Below are 5,990 nucleotides of genomic sequence, written 5' to 3'. Positions count from 1 at the left end.
CAACACTTATCCAAACACAACTTCAGCATTGGATCGCCGGTTTGCCCAATTACATCAAGGCTTACCTACCGAATTTAAGCTGCGAAAGTTGAGTTTTAAATTATTGATTCCGGAGTCTTTTCCTACTATATAATAAAGAGCCCCCGTTAATTGAACCGCTAATAACTCGGATATCATTACTTTTTAAATATTGAATGGTCAGAGGATTTACTTTTTTCAACTTTTTATAATGCTGGATTGTCAACAGTAAATCAAACAATTTTTTTAAGGGCTTCTTGGCGATACTGAACAGGCGTCATATAGCCTAAGGTTCCATGAATGCGATACTTGTTAAACCAGTTTACGTAATCGTATAATTCCAACTCCAGATGACGAAGACTCTGGAAATTCATCTGATTCACAAACTCTGTTTTCATGATCTTGTAGGGTGGCTTCAGCGACAGCGTTGTCGTACGGACAGCCTTTCATACTCAGCGATCGGCCACGGAGTGTAATCGGAATCGCTCTTGAAACGGATCAATACCCAACCGATCAAAGGCTAAAAAAAGTTTGGCTGTGCATATCTCATCGCAACCTTAATATCTTCTGTCGCTTTGTCCAATTTGGCATAAATCGGATTTACCTGCAAAATTTTCGACAGCGATCGTTTATCTCTTTTCTCTATGATAGAACCGTCCTCATTGTAAAAAGTCGCCCAGTGATACAGAAGATTTTTGGTACATGAAGAAAAATCGGTTGAAAATCCATAGGCATTGGAAAATTCCATTCCTGATAGATCCGCTCCAGCTTCTACAGCCATCAAATAGCCATCGCCCGTCAGTACATTGCATCCAAGTGCGTTGCTTAAAAATGCGCATCCCCCGGTGGCTATGACAACTGATTTTGCTTTTACTATCCAATCTTCTCCAGTATCCAAATTCACGCCGATTGCCCCGCCAACTCCAGAAAAATCTGCTAGCAGTTCCAAAGCCGGAGAACGATCAAATATTTTAACCCCTGCTTTTTGGATGGTTCTTCTCATAAGACGCATATACTCTGGCCCTTGCAAATTTCTGCAAATTGGAATTCCAGGTTCATCAGTTGGGAATGGATAGCCGAATTGGACTAACTTTTGAGTTCCTGTTTTTGTCTGATCATATAATGTTTCAAGCCAATTGCGCTTTCGTGAGAGAATTCCCTCTTGCGATAAATTTCTCTATATCTTCTTCTCTTTTTTTAGGTCTGATGTCAGCGTTCAACCACAAATTATCAGTCAAGATTCTGAAAAAAGTTTTCACAATACACGGACTTTCCAATTGAAGTTGTTTCACATGTGTTGTCTAGAATTCGTTGGGACGCGGCCATTTATAGGCGCGATCTACAAACATTAGGCGACTTTGGCAAGACTCATTCACCCGCTCATCATGGACTTCATAACCACTTTGATGCAAAGAGTCTACAAAACTTTTTTGTTTTTGATGAAGAATGGATCCCAAATCCTGTATATTAACAACTTTTAATCCACAACCAGCCGGCGCCGCTGCTCCCATGGAAGCTTTTCTTTCATGTGCAAAAAAGCTATTCTATTGATAAAGGAGGTTTTTGGTTTGAGCAACGAATCCGAATTAAACCAGCTTGCACAGAAGCTGCCCGAATGGTTGGAAGCGAGCCGGAGCGTAACGTCTCAAGGCCGGCCGGCTTCCTATATTCCCGAGCTGGGTCACGCTCCTGCCGATGCGCTCGGGATTACAGTGATGGACGGCAGCGGCCGGGTGGTGACCTCGGGCGACTGCGGCTTGCGCTTTACCATGCAGAGTATTTCCAAAGTGTTCACACTAATCCTTGCACTAATGGATCGGGGCGAGGAAGGCGTATTCCAGAAGGTCGGGATGGAGCCGACGGGCGACGATTTCAACTCCATGCTCAAGCTGGAACTGGTGGAGCCGGGCAAACCGTTCAATCCCTTGATCAATGCCGGGGCTATTGCCGTTTCCTCTTTGATCCACGGAGTCACACCGGCGGAAAAAACGGAACGCATACTCGCTTTTTTCCGGGAGCTTGCCGACGACGCGTCGCTCACATACAACGAAGCCGTGTATCGTTCAGAGTCGTCTACCGCCCACCGCAACCGGTCGCTGGCCTATTTCCTTAAGGATAACCAGGTGCTTACCGAGGCCGACGAGGTAGAGGAAATCCTCGACGTTTACTTTAAGCACTGCTCGATCGAGGTTACCTGCCGTCACGTGGCCCGAATGGCTCTGGTGCTGGCGATGAACGGCACGGACCCGCTGACCGGACGCACATTGATCCCCCGGCGTTACGTGCAGATCGCCAAAACCTTCATGGTTTCCTGCGGCATGTACAATGCTTCCGGGGAATTCGCCATCCGTGTCGGCCTGCCGGCCAAGAGCGGCGTTTCGGGGGGCATTATGACGCTGGTTCCCGGCCGTTACGGCATCGGCGTCATCGGTCCGGCGCTCAACGACAAAGGCAACAGCATCGCCGGCGTACATCTGCTGCAGTCGCTTTCGGTGCATTTCGATTGGAGCATGTTTTAAGCCGCCGGAAGCAAACAAAACACAAGACTCGTCCGCCAAAGCGGTTGAGGCTTGTGTTTTGTTGGTTCATGACGGCTTATCTCAGGTCCTGCATCGCGATCATATCCATATCGGCGAATTCCTGATTTTCTCCGGCCATTGCCCAAATAAACGTATAATGGCATGTGCCGACGCCGCTGTGGATCGACCAGCTCGGACTGATGACCGCCTGCTCATTGCGCACTACGAGATGACGCGTTTCGCTTGGCTCCCCCATCATATGGAACACAACGCCGTCCTCCGGCATATCGAAATAGAGATACGTTTCCGAACGGCGGCTATGCGTATGGCTGGGCATGGTATTCCACATGCTGCCCGGCTTCAGCAGCGTCATGCCCATCACGAGCTGGCAGCTTTGCACGCCGTTCGGATGGAAGTATTTATAGATCGTGCGCTCGTTGGATTGGGCGAGGGATCCCAAATACGCCGGTTCCGCCCGGCCGATCGCTACTTTTTCGGTCGGGTAATGTTGGTGCGCAGGTGCGGAGCTCAGGTAGAAGCGTGCCGGATTCAATGCGTCGGCGCTTTTGAACCATACTTCCCTGTTGCCGAGACCGACATACAAGCCGTCCTTGTTGTCCAGCTCGTACCCGGTTCCGTCCACGATTACGCTTCCCTTGGCACCGATATTGACGATCCCGATCTCGCGGCGCTCCAGAAAATAATCCGCGCCGATATCATGCTTGTCGGCCTCCAGCTTGACCGGCTCTTTTAGCGGGATTACGCCGCCCGTAATCAAGCGGTCTACATGACTATAGACCATGTTCAGCTGTCCGGGAACAAACAAACCCTCCATCAAAAATTGTTTGCGCAAGCGTTCCGTATCGTACGATTTCGTATCTGTCGGATGGGTGGCATAACGGTTTTCCATCATGATATGAATTCCTCCCGATAACGTATTCACTTGCTATTATAATACGAACGTTCATTTCAGTACATATAAATTATTTTTGAACTAAAATGAACCAATTTGAACATATTTTTATTATCCCTTCGTACCCCGGGAACCTCCCTGTTCAATGCGAACGCCTGCCTCCTCATATTTAATCGCCGTTGCTTCAGGCAAACCGCTGTCCGTAATGATGACCGGAATGTCTGAAAGCTTGGCGAACGTAATAAGCGCGCACTTATCGAATTTGCTGTTGTCGGCAACGCAAAACACCTGCTTGGCTGAATGGATCAACGCCTGCTTCTGCTCCATATGCATATACGTAAAGATCGTAAAGCCGTACTCGGGATGGATCCCGGTGGTCGACAGGAAAGCCTTCTGCACGTTCAGCTTCTGCAAAAAACGTCCCGCATCCTCGCTGACCAGCAGATTCCGGCTCCGGAAGCCTCCGGGAACGACAAGCCGGATCTGATCCTTCCTGATCAGCTCGCTAATGATGTAAAGATCGTTCGTGATGACCGTGAGCGGTTCATTGTCCAAAAGACGGGCGATTTGCAGCGTGGTGCTGCCGCTGTCCAGGGCGATAATATCGTTAGGCTCTATGAAGGATAATGCGCACATGGCGGCCTCGTATTTTTCATTCGTCTGTTTGCCGTTCGGCGTCTTGTCCGGGAACAAACCGGAATATCCCTCGTTTGCCAGGATCGCACCGCCATGGGTTCGCAGCAGCAGTCCCTTGGCCTCCAGCTTCTCCAGATCCTGACGAATCGTTTTACCCGTTACCCCAAGCCGGGCGGCCAGATCGGCAACGGTCACTTCTCCTTTGGCTATCAGCTGCTCCATTATGCTTTCGTAACGTTTGATGGCTGACATCGGATGCCTCCGCTCCTGCAAATATCGTTTCACCCATCGTAACACAGCTTTCCCGGCAAAACCAAGATGTCTCCGCTTGAAAAAAACGAAACGTACGCTCCGGCATCCGCGCTTGTAAAAAGCATCGTGACGCTCCCGGGCTAAAATGATATAATATGGGCTAATGCCAAAGAAGAACATGGAAGGAAGAATTAGAATGAACCCACTTGCACGCCAGCTGAACGAAACGATCGCGAAAGAAAACCAGCATGTATACGACATGCTTTCCGATCTTGGCAAGCAAATCTATTTCCCCAAGGTAGGCATTCTCAGCCAATCCGCAGAAGCTAAGGCAAAAGCCAAGAAATTCAACGCTACCATCGGTACGGCGCTGGAGAAAGGCCAGCCGATGCATCTGAAGGTGATTCAAGATACGCTGTCCGCATATAATCCCAAGGACATTTACGAATATGCGCCGCCTGCCGGCAAACCGGAGCTGCGTGCCGCTTGGCGCAGCAAAATGCTCGAAGAAAACCCGTCTCTTCAGGGCAAAAGCCTGGGCAATCCGATTGCAACCAATGCGCTGACGCACGGGCTGAGCATCGTGGCCGATTTGTTCGCCGGACCGGGAGACGCTGTAGTCATCCCCGACAAGAATTGGGAAAACTACGAGCTGACCTTCGGCATTCGCCGCGGAGCCGAGCTCGTATACTATCCGCTGTACAACAGCGAGCGCAAATTTAACGCGGATGGACTCCGTGACGCCCTGCTGGCGCAGAAGGACAAAGGCAAGGCGATCGTCCTGCTGAACTTCCCGAACAATCCGACGGGCTACACGCCGGGACCGGAAGAAGGGCGTACCATCGTAGCGGCCATCAAGGACGCCGCGGAAGCCGGTATCAACGTGGTTGCCGTGACCGATGACGCCTACTTCGGACTATTCTTCGAGGATTCCTTGCATCAATCGCTGGCTGGAGACTTGGCGGATCTGCATCCTCGCGTCCTGTCGATCAAAATCGACGGCGCCACCAAAGAAGAATACGTATGGGGCTTCCGGGTCGGCTTCATCACCTATGCCGGCCAAAGCGACGCCATGCTGGCCGCGCTTGAGCAGAAAACGATGGGCATCATCCGCGCGACGATCTCCAGCGGTCCGCATCCGTCCCAAACGTTCGTGCTGCGCGCGCTGCAATCTCCGGATTTCGATGCGCAGAAGCGGGAGAAATTCGAGATCATGAAGGGCCGTGCCAACCGCACCAAAGCGCTGCTCGACAGCGGCAAATTCGACGACGCCTGGGAATACTACCCGTTCAATTCCGGCTATTTCATGTGCCTGAAGCTGAAGACCGTCGATGCCGAAACGCTGCGCGTCCATCTCTTGGAGCAGTACGGCATTGGCACCATCGCTCTTGGCGAAACGGACCTGCGGGTTGCTTTCTCCTGCATCGAGGAAGAGAATATCGAAGAGCTGTTCGAAACGATCTACCAAGGTGTGCTGGATATTGAGAAGCGCTCCTCCAATTAAATTCATGAGAAAAAGCCAAGTCCCCCGCTCCGTACGAGGAGGGGGACTTGGCTTTTTTTTTCTACGACTGACCAATTAACTAACAAGGATTTCCAAAGCCTCTGTCGAAATAGTTAATAGCTAAATTTGACGGAGGTTTTCGTTGATG

The 5,990-nt window shown here is 50.4% G+C and carries 5 protein-coding genes and 2 pseudogenes; 2 read left to right on the top strand and 5 right to left on the bottom strand.

The window, feature by feature from the left end:
- Positions 1–251 precede the first annotated feature (251 nt).
- The 3 genes and pseudogenes from BLT35_RS25835 to BLT35_RS27275 form a co-directional block, all read right to left on the bottom strand.
- Positions 252–480 (bottom strand): annotated as a pseudogene (locus tag BLT35_RS25835) (IS3 family transposase); the annotation flags it as partial.
- A gap of 17 nt (positions 481–497) precedes the next feature.
- A pseudogene (locus BLT35_RS25830) lies at positions 498–1,159 on the bottom strand (FAD-binding protein); the annotation flags it as partial.
- 160 nt (positions 1,160–1,319) lie between these two features.
- The gene (locus tag BLT35_RS27275) at positions 1,320–1,529 is read right to left on the bottom strand and encodes a hypothetical protein (RefSeq protein WP_175472072.1); all 210 of its coding nucleotides are present in this window, start codon (positions 1,527–1,529) and stop codon (positions 1,320–1,322) included.
- A 57-nt stretch (positions 1,530–1,586) separates the two neighbouring features.
- Here BLT35_RS27275 and glsA point away from each other — a divergent pair, with 57 nt between their 5' ends.
- Positions 1,587–2,537, top strand: a complete 951-nt coding sequence (gene glsA, locus BLT35_RS25825) for a glutaminase A (protein WP_062409370.1) — start codon at positions 1,587–1,589, stop codon at positions 2,535–2,537.
- Positions 2,538–2,613: 76 nt separating this feature from the next.
- Here glsA and kduI read toward each other — a convergent pair whose 3' ends face one another.
- Positions 2,614–3,447: a 5-dehydro-4-deoxy-D-glucuronate isomerase gene (kduI, locus tag BLT35_RS25820; RefSeq protein ID WP_171005945.1), complete on the bottom strand. Its 834-nt coding sequence runs from the start codon at positions 3,445–3,447 to the stop codon at positions 2,614–2,616.
- A gap of 114 nt (positions 3,448–3,561) precedes the next feature.
- On the bottom strand, positions 3,562–4,338 hold the full coding sequence (locus BLT35_RS25815) for a DeoR/GlpR family DNA-binding transcription regulator (protein ID WP_054820188.1): 777 nt from the start codon (positions 4,336–4,338) through the stop codon (positions 3,562–3,564).
- A gap of 196 nt (positions 4,339–4,534) precedes the next feature.
- On the opposite strand from BLT35_RS25815, the gene BLT35_RS25810 reads away from it, so the two are divergent.
- Positions 4,535–5,842: an aminotransferase class I/II-fold pyridoxal phosphate-dependent enzyme gene (locus BLT35_RS25810; protein WP_074730209.1), complete on the top strand. Its 1,308-nt coding sequence runs from the start codon at positions 4,535–4,537 to the stop codon at positions 5,840–5,842.
- The last annotated feature ends 148 nt before the right edge of the window (positions 5,843–5,990 follow it).

Origin of the sequence: Paenibacillus naphthalenovorans (assembly GCF_900099895.1) — a bacterium.
In the GTDB taxonomy this organism is placed as follows: domain Bacteria; phylum Bacillota; class Bacilli; order Paenibacillales; family NBRC-103111; genus Paenibacillus_G; species Paenibacillus_G naphthalenovorans.
This window is presented reverse-complemented; position numbering and strand designations above follow the sequence as displayed.

Coding starts and splice junctions, on each gene's coding strand:
- BLT35_RS27275 (WP_175472072.1), bottom strand. CDS start 1,529: ATGGGAGCAGCGGCGCCGGCTGGTTGTGGATTAAAAGTTGTTAATATA.
- kduI (WP_171005945.1), bottom strand. CDS start 3,447: ATGGAAAACCGTTATGCCACCCATCCGACAGATACGAAATCGTACGAT.
- BLT35_RS25815 (WP_054820188.1), bottom strand. CDS start 4,338: ATGTCAGCCATCAAACGTTACGAAAGCATAATGGAGCAGCTGATAGCC.
- BLT35_RS25810 (WP_074730209.1), top strand. CDS start 4,535: ATGAACCCACTTGCACGCCAGCTGAACGAAACGATCGCGAAAGAAAAC.